Annotated in this window: 17 protein-coding genes; 9 read left to right on the top strand and 8 right to left on the bottom strand. The window is 69.3% G+C overall.

Going from position 1 to position 18695, the window contains the following annotated elements; genetic code table 11:
- Positions 1 to 13 precede the first annotated feature (13 nt).
- On the top strand, positions 14 to 1258 hold the full coding sequence (locus Q673_RS19670; RefSeq protein ID WP_023004326.1) for a TraB/GumN family protein: 1245 nt from the start codon (positions 14 to 16) through the stop codon (positions 1256 to 1258).
- A 165-nt stretch (positions 1259 to 1423) separates the two neighbouring features.
- On the opposite strand, the gene Q673_RS19665 is transcribed toward Q673_RS19670, so the two are convergent.
- The 3 genes from Q673_RS19665 to aceK form a co-directional block, all read right to left on the bottom strand.
- Positions 1424 to 2203: a tRNA-uridine aminocarboxypropyltransferase gene (locus tag Q673_RS19665; RefSeq protein ID WP_023004325.1), complete on the bottom strand. Its 780-nt coding sequence runs from the start codon at positions 2201 to 2203 to the stop codon at positions 1424 to 1426.
- Between the two features lie 107 nt (positions 2204 to 2310).
- Entirely contained in the window at positions 2311 to 3045 is a 735-nt protein-coding gene (locus Q673_RS19660) for an SIR2 family NAD-dependent protein deacylase (protein ID WP_023004324.1), read from the bottom strand.
- Positions 3046 to 3115: 70 nt separating this feature from the next.
- Positions 3116 to 4861: a bifunctional isocitrate dehydrogenase kinase/phosphatase gene (aceK, locus tag Q673_RS19655; RefSeq protein ID WP_023004323.1), complete on the bottom strand. Its 1746-nt coding sequence runs from the start codon at positions 4859 to 4861 to the stop codon at positions 3116 to 3118.
- Between the two features lie 222 nt (positions 4862 to 5083).
- On the opposite strand from aceK, the gene Q673_RS19650 reads away from it, so the two are divergent.
- The 4 genes from Q673_RS19650 (at position 5084) to Q673_RS19635 (ending at position 8212) form a co-directional block, all read left to right on the top strand.
- A complete protein-coding gene (locus Q673_RS19650) occupies positions 5084 to 6253 on the top strand; it encodes a cation diffusion facilitator family transporter (RefSeq protein ID WP_023004322.1) in 1170 nt (389 codons plus the stop codon).
- Between the two features lie 70 nt (positions 6254 to 6323).
- Positions 6324 to 7112: a pseudouridine synthase gene (locus Q673_RS19645; RefSeq protein WP_031217476.1), complete on the top strand. Its 789-nt coding sequence runs from the start codon at positions 6324 to 6326 to the stop codon at positions 7110 to 7112.
- A gap of 4 nt (positions 7113 to 7116) precedes the next feature.
- Positions 7117 to 7968, top strand: a complete 852-nt coding sequence (gene tcdA / locus Q673_RS19640; RefSeq protein ID WP_023004320.1) for a tRNA cyclic N6-threonylcarbamoyladenosine(37) synthase TcdA — start codon at positions 7117 to 7119, stop codon at positions 7966 to 7968.
- A gap of 19 nt (positions 7969 to 7987) precedes the next feature.
- Positions 7988 to 8212 (top strand): DUF1653 domain-containing protein, encoded by a 225-nt coding sequence (locus tag Q673_RS19635; RefSeq protein WP_023004319.1) that lies wholly within the window; start codon positions 7988 to 7990, stop codon positions 8210 to 8212.
- Positions 8213 to 8309: 97 nt separating this feature from the next.
- Here the strand turns inward: Q673_RS19635 and bfr are convergent, their stop codons facing one another.
- The 5 genes from bfr to lptF form a co-directional block, all read right to left on the bottom strand.
- Complete coding sequence (gene bfr, locus Q673_RS19630) at positions 8310 to 8792, bottom strand: bacterioferritin (RefSeq protein WP_023004318.1); 483 nt, start codon at positions 8790 to 8792, stop codon at positions 8310 to 8312.
- Between the two features lie 151 nt (positions 8793 to 8943).
- The gene (locus Q673_RS19625; RefSeq protein WP_023004317.1) at positions 8944 to 9150 is read right to left on the bottom strand and encodes a (2Fe-2S)-binding protein; all 207 of its coding nucleotides are present in this window, start codon (positions 9148 to 9150) and stop codon (positions 8944 to 8946) included.
- A 102-nt stretch (positions 9151 to 9252) separates the two neighbouring features.
- Entirely contained in the window at positions 9253 to 9723 is a 471-nt protein-coding gene (locus Q673_RS19620) for an RDD family protein (RefSeq protein ID WP_023004316.1), read from the bottom strand.
- A 14-nt stretch (positions 9724 to 9737) separates the two neighbouring features.
- Positions 9738 to 10802 (bottom strand): LPS export ABC transporter permease LptG, encoded by a 1065-nt coding sequence (gene lptG, locus Q673_RS19615; RefSeq protein WP_023004315.1) that lies wholly within the window; start codon positions 10800 to 10802, stop codon positions 9738 to 9740.
- Entirely contained in the window at positions 10799 to 11881 is a 1083-nt protein-coding gene (lptF, locus tag Q673_RS19610) for an LPS export ABC transporter permease LptF (protein WP_023004314.1), read from the bottom strand. The genes lptG and lptF overlap by 4 nt, the downstream gene beginning before the upstream one ends.
- A gap of 136 nt (positions 11882 to 12017) precedes the next feature.
- On the opposite strand from lptF, the gene Q673_RS19605 reads away from it, so the two are divergent.
- The 4 genes from Q673_RS19605 (at position 12018) to Q673_RS19590 (ending at position 18359) form a co-directional block, all read left to right on the top strand.
- Entirely contained in the window at positions 12018 to 13538 is a 1521-nt protein-coding gene (locus tag Q673_RS19605) for a leucyl aminopeptidase (RefSeq protein WP_023004313.1), read from the top strand.
- Positions 13539 to 13674: 136 nt separating this feature from the next.
- Complete coding sequence (locus Q673_RS19600; protein WP_023004312.1) at positions 13675 to 14775, top strand: branched-chain amino acid aminotransferase; 1101 nt, start codon at positions 13675 to 13677, stop codon at positions 14773 to 14775.
- Positions 14776 to 14778: 3 nt separating this feature from the next.
- Entirely contained in the window at positions 14779 to 15255 is a 477-nt protein-coding gene (locus Q673_RS19595) for a DNA polymerase III subunit chi (protein WP_023004311.1), read from the top strand.
- Between the two features lie 257 nt (positions 15256 to 15512).
- Positions 15513 to 18359, top strand: coding sequence for a valine--tRNA ligase (locus tag Q673_RS19590; RefSeq protein ID WP_023004309.1), 2847 nt, complete (start codon positions 15513 to 15515; stop codon positions 18357 to 18359).
- Positions 18360 to 18695 lie beyond the last annotated feature (336 nt).

The raw sequence follows: 18695 nt of genomic DNA, 5'->3' as shown, positions 1-18695 counted from the left end.
ATACCGAGCGTCCATGACCGACTCCCAGGACACCGCGATACCCATCGACTCGACGGCCAGCGTGACCGGCCCGCGCCGTGTCATCCAGGTGGGCGAGACCCGTTATACCCTGCTGGGCACCGCCCATGTCTCCGCCGAGAGCGCCGCCGACGTGCGTGCCCTGATCCGCTCCGGCGAGTTCGACGCCGTGGCTATCGAGCTGTGCGACTCCCGCCACCATAGCCTCACCAACCCCGACGCTCTGGGCGAGCAGGACCTGTTCCAGGTCTTCCGCCAGGGTAAGGCCGGCGTGGTGGCGGCGAGCCTGGCCCTGGGCGCCTTCCAGCAACGCCTGGCGGAGCAGTCCGGCATCGAGCCCGGCGCCGAGATGCGCGCCGCCCTGGAGGAATCTCGGCAGGCCAAGCTGCCGCTGCTGCTGATCGACCGCGACGTGGGGGTCACCCTCAGGCGCATCTACCACAACGTGCCCTGGTGGCAACGCTTCTCGCTGTTCTCGGGGCTACTGGGCAGCGTGATGTCGCGCCAGGAGGTCTCCGCCGAGGAGATCGAACGGCTCAAGGAGGGCGACGTCCTGGAGTCCACCTTCAGCGAGTTCGCCGCCGAGTCCGAGCGTCTCTACACCCCGCTGATCAGCGAGCGCGACCGCTACATGGTGCTGCGCCTGGCGGAGGACGCCCCGCCGGGACGCTACCGCAACGTGCTGGTGGTGATCGGCGCCGGCCATATGAAGGGCATGGCCGAGCACCTCACGGCACCGCTTCCCGAGGCCCCGCGCCCGGAGCGCGAGGCGCTGGAGGCCACGCCACCGCCGTCGAAGATCTGGAAGGCGCTGCCCTGGCTGATCACCGCCCTGGTGCTGACCGGCTTCGCCATCGGCTTCTCGCGCAACACTGGCCTGGGCTGGCAGCTGGTGGCGGAGTGGTTCCTGATCAACGGCGTGCTCTCGGCGGGGGCCACGCTGGTGGCCCTGGCCCACCCGGTGACGGTCATCGCCACCTTCTTCGCCGCCCCACTCACCTCGCTCAACCCCACCATCGGCGCCGGCTTCGTGGCCGCCGGGGTGGAGCTCTACCTGCGCAAGCCCAAGGTGCGCGACTTCTCCACCCTGCGCCACGACGTGACCCACCTCAAGGGGTGGTGGCGCAACCGGGTGTCGCGCACCCTGCTGGTGTTCCTGCTCGCCACCCTGGGCTCCGCCGCCGGCACCTGGATCGCCGGCTTCCGCATCGCCGGCACCCTGTTCGGCGGCTCGCCTTGATCAATCCAGGAGCCTAGGACCCAGGGCTGACCTGGCGACAAGCCCCGGAGCGTCGGACCGTCGAGGAGGCGCTGTGAATACCTCCATGTACGCTACCGACGCCATCCATGGCGTAGGACCTCCTCTCTGGCTTGCCCCCAGCGCCCCTACCTTTGCGTTATAGCGCTATCCCTTTCGCGCCAGCAGGCGCTGCATCGCCGCCGTCGGTATCTCGATCTTCTCGAAGCGCCGGCTGGCGGCGTAGCTGTCGTTGAAGGCATCGAAGTAGTCGTCCAGTACCCCGGCGACCTCGGTATCGCCCCCCTGGCGCAGCAGCTCGGCGGCTACCTCGGCGGTGCACAGGTGCGCGGCAGAGGCCGGCTTGCGCAGCCGGTAGCGGGTCAGGCGCTCGGTGCGCAGCGGCAGCACCGGCAGGGCATCCAGGTAGGGGCTCTTGCGGAAGATGCGCCGCGCCTGGCGCCAGGTGCCATCGAGCAGCAGGTAGACCGGGATGCGTCCCGCCGCCTTCGCCTCGGCGACGGCGTCGATGCCCACCACCCGTTCGGCGTAGTCCGGCTGGTCATCGGGGAAGACCACGAAGGGGGCGAAGCGCGCATCCTCCAGCAGCGCCAGCAGCCGCTCGTCCGGCGCGGTGCGGTACCAGGTGAAGACCTCGGTGCCGGGCAGCACGTCGCGGATCAACCGCCCGGTGTTGGTGGGCTTGTGGTGCTCCATGGGATGGGTGAGCAGCCACACCCGGGCCTCGCTGTCGGCCGTCGCCGCATAGGGACAGAGGCAGTTGAGCATGGGCAGGTGGCACCCCGGGCAGCGCTCCACGAAGCTGCCGCGCGCCTTGAACTCGCGACGCGGCGGCCGCGGATGACCGGTAGCGGGGTCCCGTTCGAGCTCGGTCACCGGCACGCGCGCCTGGCGGGTCTCGGGGTCGTGGTAGCGATCGTCCTGCATGGGGCCTGTCCGGGGCAAAAACGGGGGCGCATTCTAGCATGCTCCTGCCCCCTCACTCCTCACCCCAGAGAGAAGCACCGCAGGCTGACTGCGATAGTCCTGACTCCTCAGCCCAGCAGCGTCTCCGGGACCCAGAGCCGCCCCTCGCGTCGCCAGTGGCGTACCAGCGCCGGCACCCCCTTGCCGGCAGGCTGGCTGAGCCGCGCCACCCCCGGCGGGGCCAGTGCCTCGGCCTCGGGGTCGACCAGCACGCAGGGCGCACCGAGGGGGGCATGCTGCAGCAGCGAGGCGGCCGGCATCACGGCCAGCGAGGTGCCCACCACCAGCACCAGGTCGGCGCCGCCGACGATCTCGCAGGCCTCCCCAAAGTGGGGCACCTCCTCGCCGAACCACACCACGTCGGGACGCAGCTGGCTGCCCTTGTCGCAGATATCGCCCAGCTCGATGCCGCCCCGGGGCAGCGGGTAGTGCATGCGCCGATCCACCGTGGAGCGCGCCTTGAGGATCTCGCCGTGCAGGTGGAGCACCTGGCGCGAGCCGGCCCGCTCGTGGAGGTCGTCGATGTTCTGGGTGACGATGCTGACCCAAAAGCCCTGTCGCTCCAGGGCCGCCAGTGCCTTGTGGGCGGCGTTGGGGCGCGCCCGGCGCACCTGGTCGCGGCGGGCGTTGTAGAAGGCCAGCACCCTCGCCGGGTCGCGCCGCCACGCCTCGGGGGTGGCCACCTCCTCGACGCGGTGGTCGGCCCACAGGCCGTCGTCGGCCCGGAAGGTCTGGATGCCGCTCTCGGCGCTGATACCGGCGCCAGTCAGCACCACCAGGTGGGGGGCACGCTGCGGGGTCATGGCACCTCCTCGTCTGCCCAACCAGTTCCCGGGATGACCCTATCACCCGCCTCATGGAGCGGCCAGCCCACTAGTGCACCAGGCCGTTCTCCTCGCCGGCGGCGAAGCGCTGCTTGTTGCGGTAGGGGTAGACGTCGATCACCCGGCCATCGAGAATCGCCTGCTGCAGGCCCTGCCAGTAGTCGGCATCGAAGAGCTCGGGATGGAGCTGGGTGAAGAGCCTGCGCAGGCGGATATCGGCGAACAGGAAGGGCCCGAACTCCTCGGGGAAGATGTCGTTGGGCCCCACCGAGTACCAGGGCTCGTCGGCGAGCTCCTGCTCGGGATAGAGCGGCTCCGGGATGTGTCGGAAGTGGCACTCGGTGAGGTAGCACACCTCGTCGTAGTCGTAGAACACCACCCGGCCGTGGCGGGTCACCCCGAAGTTCTTGAGCAGCATGTCGCCGGGGAAGATGTTGGCGGCGGCCATCTGCTTGATGGCGTTGCCGTAGTCCTTCAGCACCGCGCGGGTCTCCTGCTCGTCGCACCGCTCGAGGTAGAGGTTGAGCGGGGTCATCATGCGCTCGGTATAGCAGTGCTTGATGATCACCTTGTCGCCGCGCAGGGTGACGGTGGAGGGCGCCACCTCCAGCAGGTGCGCCAGGCAATCCGGGTCGAAGTGGTCCTGGCGGGCGATGAAGTTGGAGAACTCCTGGGTATCGGCCATGCGCCCCACCCGGTCGTGACGCTTCACCAGGCGGTACTTCTCGCGCACGTTATCGCGGCTCATCGTCTTGCCGGGGTCGAAGCGGTCCTTGATGACCTTGAACACGGTGCGAAACGACGGCAGCACGAACACCGCCATGACCATGCCGCGCACCCCGGGGGCGATGATGAAGCGGTCCTCGCGCCGGGCCACCTGGCGGTTTAGGGCGCGGAAGAACTCCGTCTTGCCGTGCTTGAAGAAGCCGATGGCGGCGTAGAGCTCGCCCTGGGGCTTGTCGGGCATCAGCCCCTGCAGGTAGTGAACGAACTCGCTGGGCACCACCACCTTGACCTGGAAGTAGGCGCGGGTGAAGGAGAAGATGATCGACACCTCGTCGGGCTCGATCAGCACGGTGTCCAGGCAGAGCCCCCGTCCCTCCGCGTGGAGCACCGGCAGCACCAGCGGTACCTGCTGGCCGCCGCCGCGGACGCGCCCCACCAGGTAAGCGCCCTTGTTGCGGTAGAAGACGCTCTTGATCAGCTCGATCTCGGCCTCGGGATCCGTGCGGATCGCCTCCGGCAGCAGCCGCTCGAGCGCCTCGGCGCCCAGGACGGCGTCCCGCTCGAGGTCGATGAAAGGGGTCGTGAAGCGCGCCTCGCCCAGCGCCCAGCGCACCCCGCCCTGCCAGTCTCCGCCCACCGGATGGTGCCGGCAGAGGGTGAGCCCGGAGTGGTGCGCCGCCCGCTCCCGGGAGCTGTAGACGAACATCCAGTCGTTGCGGATATGGCGGTGGTGGAAGAGCGAGCAGAACATCGAGTTGAAGTAGGTCTCGGCGAGCTCATAGTCGAGCCGCTGGGCGATCAGCTCGGCGTAGTGAGCCCGCGCCTGGCGCCAGCACTCGAAGTCGGTGAGGCGCTCCTCGTCGACGCTGCGCCGCAGCCGGGTCAGGGTATCCTCGACCTTCGCCTCGTAGAGGTTGATGCGTTCGGCCGAGGCCTGCTGCGCCTCACGCCAGGCCGCCTCGGCGAAGCGGCGGCTGGCGTCCGCGGTGATCGCCTTGAAGCGTGAGCGGTACTCGTCGAAGCCATGCAGGATGGTGGCGGCGAGGCGGTAGGCGGGTGAAGTGGGCATGGACGGCTCCGGGCGACGTCGGGCAGGCCCCCAGCATGCCCAGAAGCCGCCGACGGGGCGAGCCGACCATGGTGGCAACGTCGCCAGGCCGCCGCAGTGGCCATACGCCTCACGGCTCGGCGGGCCAGGGTAGCGGATACCTTGCGCAAATCAGGACCTATTCGGTACCATTTCGGTGATGCCGCCGAGGCGGCTCCCCAGGGAAGCGCCCCAGGATCGACCATGCAGACCAATCCCGAGAAGCATCAGGCCACGCGCCGCATCACCCTGCTGTCGGTGGTCGTGAACACCGTGCTGGGGGTGGCCAAGATCGTCGTGGGCTGGATCGTCGGCTCGGCCGCGCTGATCGCCGACGGCATCCACTCCTTCTCCGACCTGGTGACCGACGGCTTCGTGCTCGCCGCCTCCCACTACGGCCACCAGGGGCCCGACCACGACCATCACTATGGCCATGGCCGTATCGAGACCCTGGCCACACTGTTCCTGGGCAGCGTGCTGATCTTCGTGGCCGGCGGCATCGTCTGGTCAAGCCTCGACCGGCTGCTGGCCAACGCCGAGATCCCGCCCCCCGGCCTCTGGGCGATCCTGCTCACCATGCTGGCCCTGCTCGCCAAGGAGTGGCTGTTCCATGTCACCCGCCGGGTGGCGCGGCGCATCGGCTCCAAGATGCTCGAGGCCAACGCCTGGCACCACCGCAGCGACGTGCTCTCCACCGGGGTGGTCACGGTGGCGCTGATCGGCAGCCAGTTCGGCGCCACCTGGATCGATACCCTGGCGGCGGTGATCGTCGGCCTGATGGTGGGCAAGGTGGGCTGGGACCTGTTGTGGGAGTCCGGCCGCGAGCTGGTGGATACCGCCCTGCCACTGGCCACCCAGGAAGAGATGCGTCGGGTGGCGATGAGCGTGCCCGGGGTGGAGGGGATCCACGACCTGCGCACCCGCCAGTCCGCCGGCCACACCATGCTCGACCTGCATGTGGTGGTGCCGCCGCGCATCAGCGTCTCCGAGGGGCACGAGATCGGCAACGAGGTGAGCCGCCGGCTGCGCAACGCCTTCCCCGCCCTCACTGATCTGACCTTCCACGTCGACCCCGAGGACGACGCCGGCGAGGGCGACCCCAGCCGCTTCCCCGGGCTGCCGCTGCGCCCCGAGGTGGAGGCCGCCCTGGCGCGGCGCTGGGAGGCGCTGGACGTCTGGCCGGAGATCCGCGAGATGGAGCTGCACTACCTGGAGGGCGCGGTCACCGTGGTGATCTGCCTGGACGAGGAGTCCCCCCGGGACAGCCAGGCGGAGGCCCGACGCCTGGAGGCCACTGCCCGCGACATCGACTGGCTCTCCCGCGTCGAGGTGCGCCGCCTGGCCGGCACGCCCTGGGTCCCGGCCGCCGGCTGAGCCTGGCACGGGGATGACATCGCCGCGGCGGACGGCGACAATGGCCGCCCTTCCCGAACCGGACCCGGCCATGGCAGACGAGCTGCGCCTTCTGCATCGCGACGAGCACCTGGTGGTGGTGCACAAGCCCGCCGGGCTGCTGGTGCACCGAACCGCCCTGGCGCGCGGCGAGCGCGAGTTCCTGCTGCAGCGGCTGCGAGACCGGCTGGGGCGGCGGGTCTACCCGGTACACCGCCTCGACCGCCCCACCTCCGGGGCCATGGTGTTCGCCCTCTCCCCCGAGGTCGCCGCGCGGCTGGCCGAGGCCTTCGCCGGACGCGAGGTGGCCAAACGCTACCTGGCGGTGGTGCGCGGCATCGGCCCAGAGGCCGAGCGGCTCGCCTACCCGCTGCGCGAGGAGGACGGCCGGCGTCCCAAGGCGGAGATGCCCGCCCAGGAGGCGCTCACCGATATCCGGCGCCTGGACAGCGTCGAGCTGCCCGTCCAGGTGGACCGCTATCCGCAGAGCCGCTACTCGCTGATGGAGGCGCGCCCCCTGACCGGGCGGCGCCACCAGATCCGCCGTCACCTCTCCCGGCGTGGCTACCCGATCATCGGCGACGCCAAGCACGGCAAGGGCAACCACAACCGCTTCTTCGCCGAGCGGTTCGACGCCCCGCGGCTACTGCTGGCGGCCGTGGGCCTGGCCTTCGACCACCCCGTCGAGGCGCATCGCCTGGCGATCACCTGCGCCCCGGACGCCACCATGACCGCGCTGCTCGAGCGCCTCGGCTGGGCCGGCCATCTGCCGCGGGATACGGTGCAGCGGGTGCCCCTCGCCGCGGCCAACGACCCCCACTCCCCCTTCGTCACCCGGTAGCACCATGAGCGACCCCATCTCCGCCTCCCCCGCCAGCATCGTCGAGGACGACCACGCCCTGCGCTTCGGCGGCATTCGCCGTCTCTACGGGGCCCGCGCCTACACCCACTTCCGCCGCGCCCATGTGGTGGTGGTGGGCGTGGGCGGCGTGGGCAGCTGGGCCGTGGAGGCCCTGGCACGCTCCGGCATCGGCCGGCTCACCCTGATCGACCTCGACGACGTCTGCGTCTCCAACGTCAATCGCCAGCTCCACGCCCTGGACGGCAGCGTGGGTCGCCCCAAGGTGGAGGTGCTGGCCGAGCGCTGCCGGGCGATCCAGCCCGGCATCGAGGTGGTGGCGGACGCCGCCTTCGTGACCCCCACCAACCTGGCCGAGCGCATCCCCGAGGACGCCGACCATGTCATCGATGCCATCGACAGCGTGGTGGCCAAGGCGGCGCTGATCGCCTGGTGCAAGCGACGCAAGCTGCCGATCACCGTGACCGGCGCGGCGGGCGGGCAGACCGATCCCACTCGCATCCGGGTCACCGACCTCACCCGTACCGAGCACGACCCGCTGCTGGCCAAGGTGCGCGCCAGGCTGCGCCGTGACTTCGGCTTCTCGCGCAACCCCAAGCGGCGCTTCGCGGTGGAGTGCGTCTACTCCGACGAGCAGCTGGTCTATCCTGGCAGCGATGGCGAGGTGTGCTTCCAGAAACCCGGCAGCGGCGAGGCTACCCGCCTGGACTGCGCCTCGGGCTTCGGCGCCGCCACCTTCGTCACCGGCAGCTTCGGCTTCGTGGCCGCCTCACGCACCCTGGCGCGCCTGGCCCGGCGCGCCGCCGAGGCGCCCTTCCCGGGCGATGACGCCCCATGACCCGCTTCAGGAGAGCCCCATGACCCGTCCGCATCCGGTTCCCGGCATCTATGCCCACTACAAGGGCAACCGCTACGAGGTGCTCGGCGTGGCCCACCATAGCGAGAGCGAGGAGCCGCTGGTGATCTATCGCGCCCTCTACGGCGACTACGGCCTGTGGGTGCGGCCGCTGGCGATGTTCACCGAGCTGGTGGAGGTGCAGGGCGAACCGGTGCCGCGCTTCGACCTGGAGAAGGCCTTCTGAGGCAGGCTCGCGGGCCAGGGCCTTAACAACCACCGGCGCCACGATGGGCGCCGGTGTCGGGAGGGAAGTCAGGAAGGAATAAGGCGCTGGGCGGCGATCACTCGTCGCCGGCCTCCTGCATCTGCTTGAGCAGGTAGTTCTCGATGCCGACCTTGTCGATCAGGCCGAGCTCGGTCTCGATATGGTCGATGTGCCCCTCCTCATCCGCCAGCAGGTCACGGAAGAGGTCGCGGGTGACGTAGTCCTTGACCTGCTCGCAGTACTCGATGGCGGCGATGTAGTCGTTGCGCCCCTCGTGCTCGATCTTGAGATCGCACTCAAGCATCTCGCGCACGTTCTCGCCGATGTGCAGCTTGCCGAGGTCCTGCAGGTTGGGGATGCCCTCCAGGAAGAGGATGCGCTCGATCAGCTTGTCGGCGTGCTGCATCTCCTCGATGGACTCGTCGTACTCCCACTTGGCCAGCTTCTGCAGCCCCCAGTCCTTGTACATCTTGGCGTGCAGGAAGTACTGGTTGATGGCCACCAGCTCGTTGCCCAGGGCGCGGTTGAGGTGTTCGATGACCTTGCTGTCGCCTTTCATGGTGTCGCCTCTCGTGTGACGGGATGGTGGAAGAAGCTTGGCACGTGGCCGCGAGGCTTGCCAAGCCGTGTCATCCAGTCTAGCAGACCACGAAAGAAATCCAATGAAATCAGCTACATGTTAACGTCAACGAGAACGATGGCGATTGTCGTCAGACGGCGTAAGCGAGGTCCTCGGCGGCGGCCATCAGCTCCTCCCGGACCGCCTCGCGGGTGAGGCTCTTGCCCACGCAGGCGCACTTGCCGCACTGGGTGCCGCAGCCGGTCTCGGCCTGGACCTCGCGCCAGCTGCGCGCGCCCTCCTCCACCGACTGGCGGATGCGGTGATCGGAGACCCCCTTGCAGATGCAGACGTACATGAGCTCACCTCGCGTTGAATAGCGAGATCAAATGTAAATGATTCCTATAGTTTGTTGCAACCGCGAATCGACCTTTGTCTGATCCCAATCAATCGACGGCGGCTATCGCTTGGGCAGCACCACCACCCGGGTCCCCGAGGCGATGTCGGGCCAGCTGCGCCGCTCGGGATCGAACAGCACCCACAGGTAACCGAGCCCGAAGGCGGCAAACGAGAGGCAGGCCACCGCGAAGCGCAGCATCGCCTGGCGCAGCGAGATGGCACAGCCGTCGCGGGTCTGCACCCGCAGCCGCCAGGCCTGCATGCCCAGTGTCATGCCCCCGCGGCACCAGAAGAAGGCGAAGAAGGCGAAGGCCGAGGCCAGCATGATCAGCCGCAGCGAGGCGACCTGCGCCACCCCCGTGCCGACCTGTTCGGCGGGGAGCCCCACCAGGTGGCGCACCGCCAGCAGGTGCAGCCCGGCCACCAGGACCCAGATGGCCACCACCAGGAAGGCGTCGTAGAGCATGGCGCCCAGGCGGCGGCCGATTCCGGCGGGCCAGACGTCGTCGAGCTGTGTGAAGCGGCGCGGCATGGGCCCTCCTCGTCTCAGCCGCTGCGCCGCAGCAGCAGGATGCCCACCGCGGCGCAGATCAGGGTTGGCGCCAGCACCGCCCAGGCCGGCGAGAAGCCGAACAGGGTGGAGGCCGGCGCCAGCAGGTCCTGCAGGTACTTGAAGGTCAGGCCGGTGACCACGCCGTAGAAGACCCGGGTGCCGGCGGCGACGCTGCGCAGGGGGCCAAACACGAAGGAGGCCGCCACCAGCACCAGCGAGCCCATGGTCAGCGGCATCAGCAGCTTCTGCCAGAAGTAGAGCAGCGGCTGGGTCGCCTGCTGCCCCTGGTCGCGCAGGTAGCGGGCGTAGGCCCACAGCTCGCTCGGTGCCTGGCTCTCCACGTCGCGCAGCAGCCGGGAAAGCTGGGCCGGGGTCAGTTCGGTCTGCCACTCGAGGGTGGCGTGCCGGCTCGCCTCGGTGCCCTCCTCGGCGAAGCGTGTCACGGCGACCTCCTCCAGCACCCAGCGCCCGTCGCGCCAGGCCGCGCGGTCGGCGCGCAGCGCCTCCACCAGGCGCTGTCCCTCGAAGCGGTAGCGGGTCAGGTCCAGCACGGTATCGTCGGCGCGGATGGCGCCGAAGCGATAGAAGCTGTCGCCCTCGCGCTGCCAGCCGCCGCGCTCGGTGACCACCGCCCCGGCGCCCTGGATCCGCTCGACCCGCCAGGCGCTGGCGAACTGCTCGGTGCGCGGGGCGACGTACTCGGCGATCAGCAGCACCACCACCACCACCAGGATGATGGGCTTCATGGCCCCCCACAGGATCCGCGCCAGGGAGCGCCCGGCGGCCCGGATCACGGTGAGCTCGTTGCTGGAGGCCATGCTGCCCAGGCCGATCAACGCGCCGATCAGCACCGCCACCGGGGCATACTGGTAGAGCCGCCAGGGCAGGCGCATCAGCAGGTAGAGCAGCACCTGCAGGGCGCCGTAGTCGCCCTCCACGTCGCCCAGGTCGTTGATGTAGGTGATCACCAGGTCGAGGCCCAGCAGCACCAGCTGCACCACCAGGATGGCGCCCAGCACGTTGCGAGCCAAGTAGCGGTCGAAGCGATCGGCGATCATCCGCTCATCCCCCGGCGCTGGGCCCGCGCTATCAGCCACAGCCCCAGTGCCAGGAAGCCGCCGTGGATCGGCCACATGCCCACCGCGGCCGGCAGGCTGCCGCGGCCGATGGCGTCCAGCGCCGCCAGCAGCAGGCTCAGGTAGGCCACGAACAGGAAGATCGCCGGCAGCAGCTTGGCGAAGCGCCCCTGGCGCGGGTTGACCCGCGACAGCGGCATCGCCAGCAGGGTGAGGATGAACACCATCAGCGGCATCCCCAGCCGCCATTGCAGCTGGGCGTGCGCCTCCGGCGAGTCATCGCCGAGCAGCGCCGCGGTGGAGGCCAGCTCGGCCGAATCGAGTTCGCGCAGCGACTCGGCCCGGGAGAGGCGCACGGCGTAGGCCCCGAATTCCAGGCGCTCGGCCTGGTGGCGGCCCGGCTCGACGCTGTAGCGTTCGCCATCGGTCAGCACCAGGAAGCGGCTGCCGGTCTCGTCATCTACCGCCTGGTGACCCGACGTGGCACGGGTCACCACGCCCTCGGGGGTGCCGTCGCTGCGCCGCTGGCGCTCGCTGATGAAGACCCCGCGCATCTCGCCGCCCTCCTCGCTGAAGGCCTCGGCATAGGCGGTACGCCCGCTGCCGAACTCCTGGAAGCGCCCCGAGCCCAGGGTGGTGAAGTCGACCCGGCTGCGCTGCTCCTCCAGCAGCGTCTCGGTCTGCAGCGCCCCGGCCGGGGTCAGCCACAGGCTGCACACCCCGACCAGCAGGGCCACCAGGGTGGCCGGCACCAGGCTGACCTGGAGCAGCCGGTTGGGGCTGGTGCCGCAGGCCACCAGCACGGTGATCTCGCTATTGAGGTAGAGCTGGCCGTAGGCCAGCAGGATGCCGAGGAAGAAGGCCAGCGGCAGGATCAGCTCCATGAAGCCGGGCAGGTGCAGCAGCATCAGGGTGCCCAGGATATCGGCGGGGATCTCGCCCTCGGCGGCGTTGGCGAAGTAGCGGATGAAGCGACTGCCCATGATCACCAACAGCAACACGCCGGCCACGGCGGCCATGGTCAGCAGGATCTCGCGGGTCAGGTAACGGAAGATGATCATGCGGCGTCTGCCATGCAATGGGGCCATGCCTTGGGTACACTAGAGCGACACGGCGACGTGCCGGCATTATCCAGAATCCCCCTGCGCTTGTAACCCCAATCCCCCGAACCCCCAACGCTTGTCTTGTGGAGACGCCATGGAATTCCCTGTCAGGACGGGTAACCCCGCCAAGGTCGAGAGCGCCTGTCTCGTCATCCCGGTGTTCAAGGAGGGCGACCTGCTGCCCACCGCCTCGCGCCTCGACGACGCCAGCGAGCGGCTGGTGGGCCAGCTGCTCGACCGCGGTGACTTCGACGCCAGGCTGGGGAACGTGCAGCTGATCCCCTTCGCGCCCGGGCTCTCCAGCGAGCGCCTGCTGCTGGTGGGCCTGGGCGAGCGCGACAAGTGCCAGGAGGCGGCCTTCCGCAAGGCGCTGGACGCCGCCTTCGCCGCCCTGGTCGGGCTGCCGGTGGACGAGGTCGCGGTAGCCTTCACCGAGGTCCCCGTGGCCGAGCGTGACGCCGCCTGGAAGGCGCGCATGGTGGCCGAGGCCAGCCATCGGGCGACCTACCGCTTCGACGCCTTCAAGTCCGACAAGGCGCCGGCGCCGCGCCTCGCCCGGATCGAGCTGCTGGTGGGCGACGACGCCGAGGCCGACGCCGCGCGCGAGGGCGCGCGCATCGGCGACGCCGTGGGCCAGGGCATCAATCGTGCCCGCACCCTAGGCAACCTGCCGGGCAACGTCTGCACGCCGCGCTACCTGGCTGAGCAGGCCGAGGCGCTGGGCCAGGCCTCCAACGGGGCGCTAGGGGTGGAGGTCCTCGACGAGGAGGCCCTGGAGGCGCTGGGCGCCCACAGCCTGCTCGCGGTGGGCCGCGGCAGCGCCGAGCCCTCGCGGCTGATCGTCATGCGCTACCAGGGCGCCGAGGACCCCGATGAGGCGCCCCACGTGCTGGTCGGCAAGGGCATCACCTTCGACACCGGCGGCATCTCGCTCAAGCCCGGCGAGGCCATGGACGAGATGAAGTTCGACATGTGCGGCGCCGCCAGCGTGTTCGGCACCGTCGCCGCGGTGCTCGCCATCAGGCCGAAGGTCAACCTGGTGGCCATCGTCGCCGCCGCCGAGAACATGCCCGACGGCCGCGCCACCAAGCCCGGCGACATCATCAGGACGCTCAAGGGCCTCTCGGTGGAGGTGCTCAACACCGACGCCGAGGGTCGCCTGGTGCTGTGCGACGCCCTCACCTACGCCGAGCGCTTTACGCCTGCCAGCGTGGTGGACATCGCCACCCTCACCGGCGCCTGCATCATCGCCCTGGGCCACCACGCCACTGGGCTGCTCGCCAACGACGACGACCTCGCCCTGGACCTGCTGGAGGCCGGCGAGGCGGCCTGGGACCGCGCCTGGCACCTGCCGCTGTGGGACGAGTACCAGCAGCAGCTCGACTCCAACTTCGCCGACCTGGCCAACATCGGCGGCAAGCCGGCGGGCACCATCACCGCCGCCTGCTTCCTCTCGCGCTTCGCCGACACCTTCCCCTGGGCCCACCTCGACATCGCCGGCACCGCCTGGAGCTCCGGCAAGGAGAAGGGGGCCAGCGGACGCCCGGTGGGGCTGCTGACCCAGTACCTGCTCGACCGCGAGGCCGATGCCGTGGTGGAGACCGAGGCGGAATAGCGCCTCGCCCTTGCGTTTTTTCGGCCCCGCCTTTCTCATGGTATCGACGACAATTCCACGACCCGGGCCCCGCTGGCCCGAGTTTCCTTTACCTCCCCGGGGCATGTGGCCCCGGGCGTAGCGGAGACCCCTTGCCGTGCCCACAGAGCGCTTCGAACTGCTTCCCAATGCCGCCCCCACGGCCGACGCCGTCCGCGAGGAGATCCTTGCCAGGCCCGGTTTCGGCCAGTACTTCACCGACCACATGGCCCATGTGCGCTGGACCCTGGACGCCGGCTGGCACGGCCGCGAGGTGCGTCCCTACGGGCCCCTGACCCTGGACCCCGCCGCCGCCGTGCTGCACTACGCCCAGGAGATCTTCGAGGGCATCAAGGCCTACCGGCATGCCGACGGCTCCATCTGGACCTTCCGGCCCGAGAAGAACGCCGAGCGCTTCCGGCGCAGTGCCCGCCGCCTGGCCCTGCCGGAGCTCACCGACGAGGACTTCATCGGCTCGCTCAAGGCGCTGCTCGCCCAGGACCACGCCTGGGTGCCGACGCCCCGCAGCGAGGCCGACGAGTGCAGCCTCTACCTGCGCCCCTTCATGATCGCCAGCGAGAAGTTCCTCGGCGTGCGCCCGGCCCAGGAGGTCGACTACTACGTGATCGCCTCGCCGGCCGCGGCCTACTTCAAGGGCGGCGTCGAGCCGGTCTCGATCTGGCTCTCCGAGCATTACAAGCGCGCCGCCCCGGGGGGCACCGGCTTCGCCAAGTGCGGCGGCAACTACGCCGCCTCCCTGGCCGCCCAGAAGGAGGCCAGCGCCCAGGGCTGCGGCCAGGTGGCCTTCCTCGACGCCGCCGAGAACAAGTGGATCGAGGAGCTCGGCGGTATGAACCTGTTCTTCGTGTTCAAGGACGGGCGCATCGCCACCCCGCGCCTCACCGACACCATCCTCGAGGGGGTGACCCGCGACTCGGTGCTGGCCCTGGCCCGGGACGAGGGGCTGATCCCCGAGGAGCGCCCGATCAGCATCGACGAGTGGCGCGAAGGGGCCGCCAGCGGCGAAATCACCGAGGTCTTCGCCTGCGGCACCGCCGCGGTGATCACCCCGGTGGGCGAGCTGGTCACCGAGCAGGAGCGCATCCGCCTGCTGGGCGACAACGACAACCCCATCGCCAAGCGCCTGCGCACCAAGCTGCTCGACCTGCAGTATGGCCGCGCCGAGGACACCCACGGCTGGCTGACGCGGCTGGTGTAGGGCGTGACCCAGATCGACTTCTACGTCCTTCCCGACAGCACCCTGGAGGCGCGTCTCGACTTCGCCTGCCGACTGGCCGAGACCATCCAGCGCAAGGGCTACCGGCTGCATCTTCACGCCGAGGATGCGGCCATGGCCCGGGAGCTCGACGAGGCGCTGTGGACCTTCCGTGACGACGCCTACGTGCCCCACGCCCTGGCCGACGACCCCCTGGCCGGCGAGGTGCCGGTCACCATCGGCTGGGACGACCCGCCGCCCCCCGAGCGCCCGGTGCAGGCGCTGCTCAACCTCTCGCCCGAGATCCCCGAGTGGTTCTCGCGCTTCGAGCGGGTCGCCGAGATCATCAACCAGCACCAGGAGGTGCTGGTGGCCAAGCGCCGCTGCTGGCAGACCTACAAGCAGCGCGGCTACCCCATCAAGGCGCACCAGCTGCGCGGCCAGGGCTATCGCAGTTACCGAACCAAGGGGCGCTGGGGATAAGCCGAAGAGGAGGTCCGAGGACCAGGGACGGCCGAGGTAGCGTACAGGGAGGTATTTACAGCGCCTCCTCGTAGGCTTATCGCCAGATCAGCCCCGAGCTATCGAGCAGCCAGGCTATCTGCGATAGCCCTGGCTGCGCGGCCAGGCCGGCTGACGGCGCCACCCCCGCCGCGCTATAATCGGGCCCATTTTCCATCGCCCTCTCCTGCCGTCCGGCCACCTGGCCGGTGGTGATCATTTCTGGACCCGGAACGCCCATGGACAAGACCTACCAACCCGAGCAGATCGAATCCCGCTGGTACGAGCGCTGGGAGGCCGATGGCCGCTTCGCCCCCTCCGGGCAGGGCGACCCCTACGCCATCATGATCCCGCCGCCCAACGTCACCGGCAGCCTGCACATGGGCCACGCCTTCCAGGACACCATCATGGACACCCTGATCCGCTGGCGGCGGATGCAGGGGCGCAACACCCTGTGGCAGGTGGGCACTGACCACGCCGGCATCGCTACCCAGATGCTGGTGGAGCGCAAGGTCGCCGCCGAGGAGGGCAAGAGCCGCCACGACCTGGGGCGCGAGGCCTTCATCGACAAGGTGTGGGAGTGGAAGCAGGAGTCCGGCGGTCATATCACCCGCCAGCTGCGCCGCATGGGGGCCAGCGTCGACTGGTCTCGTGAGCGCTTCACCATGGACGATGGCTTCTACAAGGCGGTGCAGGAGGTCTTCGTGCGGCTGTTCGACGAGGGCCTGATCTACCGCGGCAAGCGCCTGGTCAACTGGGACCCGACGCTGCATACCGCCATCTCCGACCTCGAGGTCGAGAACCGCGACCAGCAGGGCCAGTTCTGGCACTTCCGCTACCCGCTGGCCGATGGCGTCACCACCGATGCGGGCCTCGACCACCTGGTGGTCGCCACCACCCGCCCCGAGACGCTGCTGGGCGATACCGGCGTGGCGGTGAATCCCGAGGATCCCCGCTACGCCTCGCTGGTGGGCAAGTACGTTGAGCTCCCCCTGGTGGGGCGTCGCATCCCCATCGTGGCCGACGAGCACGCCGACATGGAGAAGGGCTCGGGCTGCGTGAAGATCACTCCGGCCCACGACTTCAACGACTACGAGGTGGGGCGCCGCCAGGGACTGCCGCTGATCAACGTCTTCACCAGGGATGCCGCCATCCTGCCGCGCGCCGAGGCCTTCGACATCCAGGGCCGACCGCTGCCCGACATCGACACCAGCCTGCCGGAGGCCTACGCCGGCCTCGACCGCTTCGAGGCCCGCCAGCGTATCGTCGCCGACATGGAGGCCGCCGGCCTGCTCGAGCAGATCGAGACGGTCAACAACACCCTGCCCTATGGCGACCGCTCCGGCGACGTCATCGAACCGCTGCTCACCGACCAATGGTTCGTGGCGGTCGAGGAGCTGGCCAGGCCCGCCATCGCGGCGGTGGAAAACGGCGACATCCAGTTCGTGCCGAAAAACTACGAGAACATGTACTTCGCCTGGATGCGCGACCTCCAGGACTGGTGCATCTCCCGCCAGCTGTGGTGGGGGCATCGCATCCCCGCCTGGTACGACGCCGAGGGCAACGTCTACGTGGCCAGGAACGAGCAGGAGGCCCGCGACAAGCACGGGCTGCCCGCCGACCTCGCGCTGACCCAGGACGAGGACGTGCTCGACACCTGGTTCAGCTCCGGGCTGTGGACCTTCGGCACCCTGGGCTGGCCGGAGAACACCGAGGAGCTGGCGACCTTCCACCCCTCCAGCGTGCTGGTCACCGGCTTCGACATCATCTTCTTCTGGGTCGCGCGGATGATCATGCTGACCCTGAAGTTCACCGGCGAGGTGCCCTTCAAGCAGGTCTACGTGCACGGCCTGGTGCGCGACGGCCAGGGACAGAAGATGTCCAAGTCCAAGGGCAACGTGCTCGACCCCATCGACCTGATCGACGGGATCGACCTCGATGCCCTCGTCGAGAAACGCACGGGGAACATGATGCAGCCCCAGAAGGCCAAGGCGATCGCCAAGGCCACCCGCGCCGAGTTCCCGGAGGGGATCGAGCCCCACGGCACCGACGCCCTGCGCTTCACCTTCCTGTCCCAGGCCACCACCGGGCGCGACATCAAGTTCGACATGGGCCGCCTCGATGGCTACCGCAACTTCTGCAACAAGCTGTGGAACGCCTCCCGCTACGTGCTGATGAATGCCGAGGGAGAGGATTGCGGGGTCGAGGGTGGCGAGGTGGAGCTGACCCTGGCCGACCGCTGGATCCTCTCCCGCCTGCAGCAGACCGCCGCCCAGGTGACCCGGGCCATGGAGGAGTTCCGTTTCGACCACGCCTCACAGGCGCTCTACGAGTTCGTCTGGAACGAGTACTGCGACTGGTACCTGGAGCTCTCCAAGCCGGTGCTGTGGGACGACAACGCCAGTGCAGAGGCCAAGCGCGGCACCCGCCGCACCCTGGTGCGGGTGCTCGAGGCGATCCTGCGCCTGGCCCACCCGATGATGCCGTACATCAGCGAGGAGATCTGGCAGCGGGTCGCGCCGCTCGCCGGCACCTTCCAGGGCGAGGGTGACTCCCTGATGGTCCAGGCCTGGCCCCAGGCCGACGAGTCGCTGATCGACGATGCCGCCACCCGGGACATCGAATGGCTCAAGGGGGTGATCGTGGCGGTGCGCAACATCCGCGCCGAGATGAACATCGCCCCGGGAAAGCCGCTGGACGTGCTGCTCACTAAGGGCGGCCCCGCCGACCGTGAGCGCCTGGCCGCCAACCGCCTCTTCCTGGCCAAGCTGGCCAAGCTGGCGAGCGTCGAGTGGCTCGACGATCCCGACCAGGCCCCCCTCTCGGCCACCCAGCTGGTGGGCGAGATGGAGGTACTGGTGCCCATGGCCGACCTGATCGACAAGGAGGCGGAGCTCAAGCGTCTCGACAAGGAGATCGACAAGCAGGACAAGCTGATCGGCGGCATCGAGAAGAAGCTCTCCAACGAGGGCTTCGTGGCCAAGGCCCCCGCCGCGGTGGTGGAGAAGGAGCGCGGCAAGCTGGCCGACTTCCAGGCCTCGCGTCGCCTGCTGGCAGAGCAGCGCGACAAGATCGCCGCCCTCTAGACCGGCCTTGAGCGCTACACGGGCCCGGCCACCTCATGTGGCCGGGCTTTTTCGTGTCCTTGATAACGGCGGCGCCCATTGCGTTACGCCCCCAGACGCAAAAAGCCCCGACCATCACACGATGATCGGGGCTTTTCTTAATAAGTGCCTGACGACGATCGCGCCGGGGGGGGGCGGCGCTCCGCTACTTTACTCGTCTCATCCTAAGACTCGCCCTTCGGGCCCGCTGACGCGGTTCCCGTTTGTTCCCGACAAACGGGCCGAGGGAGACCCCCAGAACGACGAAACCCCGACCAAGGGTCGGGGTTTCTAAATAAGTGCCTGACGATGACCTAC

It is taken from the genome of Halomonas sp. PBN3 (assembly GCF_000475415.1).
Classification (GTDB): Bacteria; Pseudomonadota; Gammaproteobacteria; order Pseudomonadales; family Halomonadaceae; genus Halomonas; species Halomonas shengliensis.
The sequence above is the reverse complement of the archived record's forward strand: the minus strand, read 5'-3'. Positions and strand labels throughout refer to the sequence as shown.

Bases quoted from the DNA above. Each gene is read 5' to 3' on its own strand.
- Q673_RS19670 (WP_023004326.1), top strand. From the start codon at position 14: ATGACCGACTCCCAGGACACCGCGATACCCATCGACTCGACGGCCAGC.
- Q673_RS19665 (WP_023004325.1), bottom strand. From the start codon at position 2,203: ATGCAGGACGATCGCTACCACGACCCCGAGACCCGCCAGGCGCGCGTG.
- Q673_RS19660 (WP_023004324.1), bottom strand. From the start codon at position 3,045: ATGACCCCGCAGCGTGCCCCCCACCTGGTGGTGCTGACTGGCGCCGGT.
- aceK (WP_023004323.1), bottom strand. From the start codon at position 4,861: ATGCCCACTTCACCCGCCTACCGCCTCGCCGCCACCATCCTGCATGGC.
- Q673_RS19650 (WP_023004322.1), top strand. From the start codon at position 5,084: ATGCAGACCAATCCCGAGAAGCATCAGGCCACGCGCCGCATCACCCTG.
- Q673_RS19645 (WP_031217476.1), top strand. From the start codon at position 6,324: ATGGCAGACGAGCTGCGCCTTCTGCATCGCGACGAGCACCTGGTGGTG.
- tcdA (WP_023004320.1), top strand. From the start codon at position 7,117: ATGAGCGACCCCATCTCCGCCTCCCCCGCCAGCATCGTCGAGGACGAC.
- Q673_RS19635 (WP_023004319.1), top strand. From the start codon at position 7,988: ATGACCCGTCCGCATCCGGTTCCCGGCATCTATGCCCACTACAAGGGC.
- bfr (WP_023004318.1), bottom strand. From the start codon at position 8,792: ATGAAAGGCGACAGCAAGGTCATCGAACACCTCAACCGCGCCCTGGGC.
- Q673_RS19625 (WP_023004317.1), bottom strand. From the start codon at position 9,150: ATGTACGTCTGCATCTGCAAGGGGGTCTCCGATCACCGCATCCGCCAG.
- Q673_RS19620 (WP_023004316.1), bottom strand. From the start codon at position 9,723: ATGCCGCGCCGCTTCACACAGCTCGACGACGTCTGGCCCGCCGGAATC.
- lptG (WP_023004315.1), bottom strand. From the start codon at position 10,802: ATGATCGCCGATCGCTTCGACCGCTACTTGGCTCGCAACGTGCTGGGC.
- lptF (WP_023004314.1), bottom strand. From the start codon at position 11,881: ATGATCATCTTCCGTTACCTGACCCGCGAGATCCTGCTGACCATGGCC.
- Q673_RS19605 (WP_023004313.1), top strand. From the start codon at position 12,018: ATGGAATTCCCTGTCAGGACGGGTAACCCCGCCAAGGTCGAGAGCGCC.
- Q673_RS19590 (WP_023004309.1), top strand. From the start codon at position 15,513: ATGGACAAGACCTACCAACCCGAGCAGATCGAATCCCGCTGGTACGAG.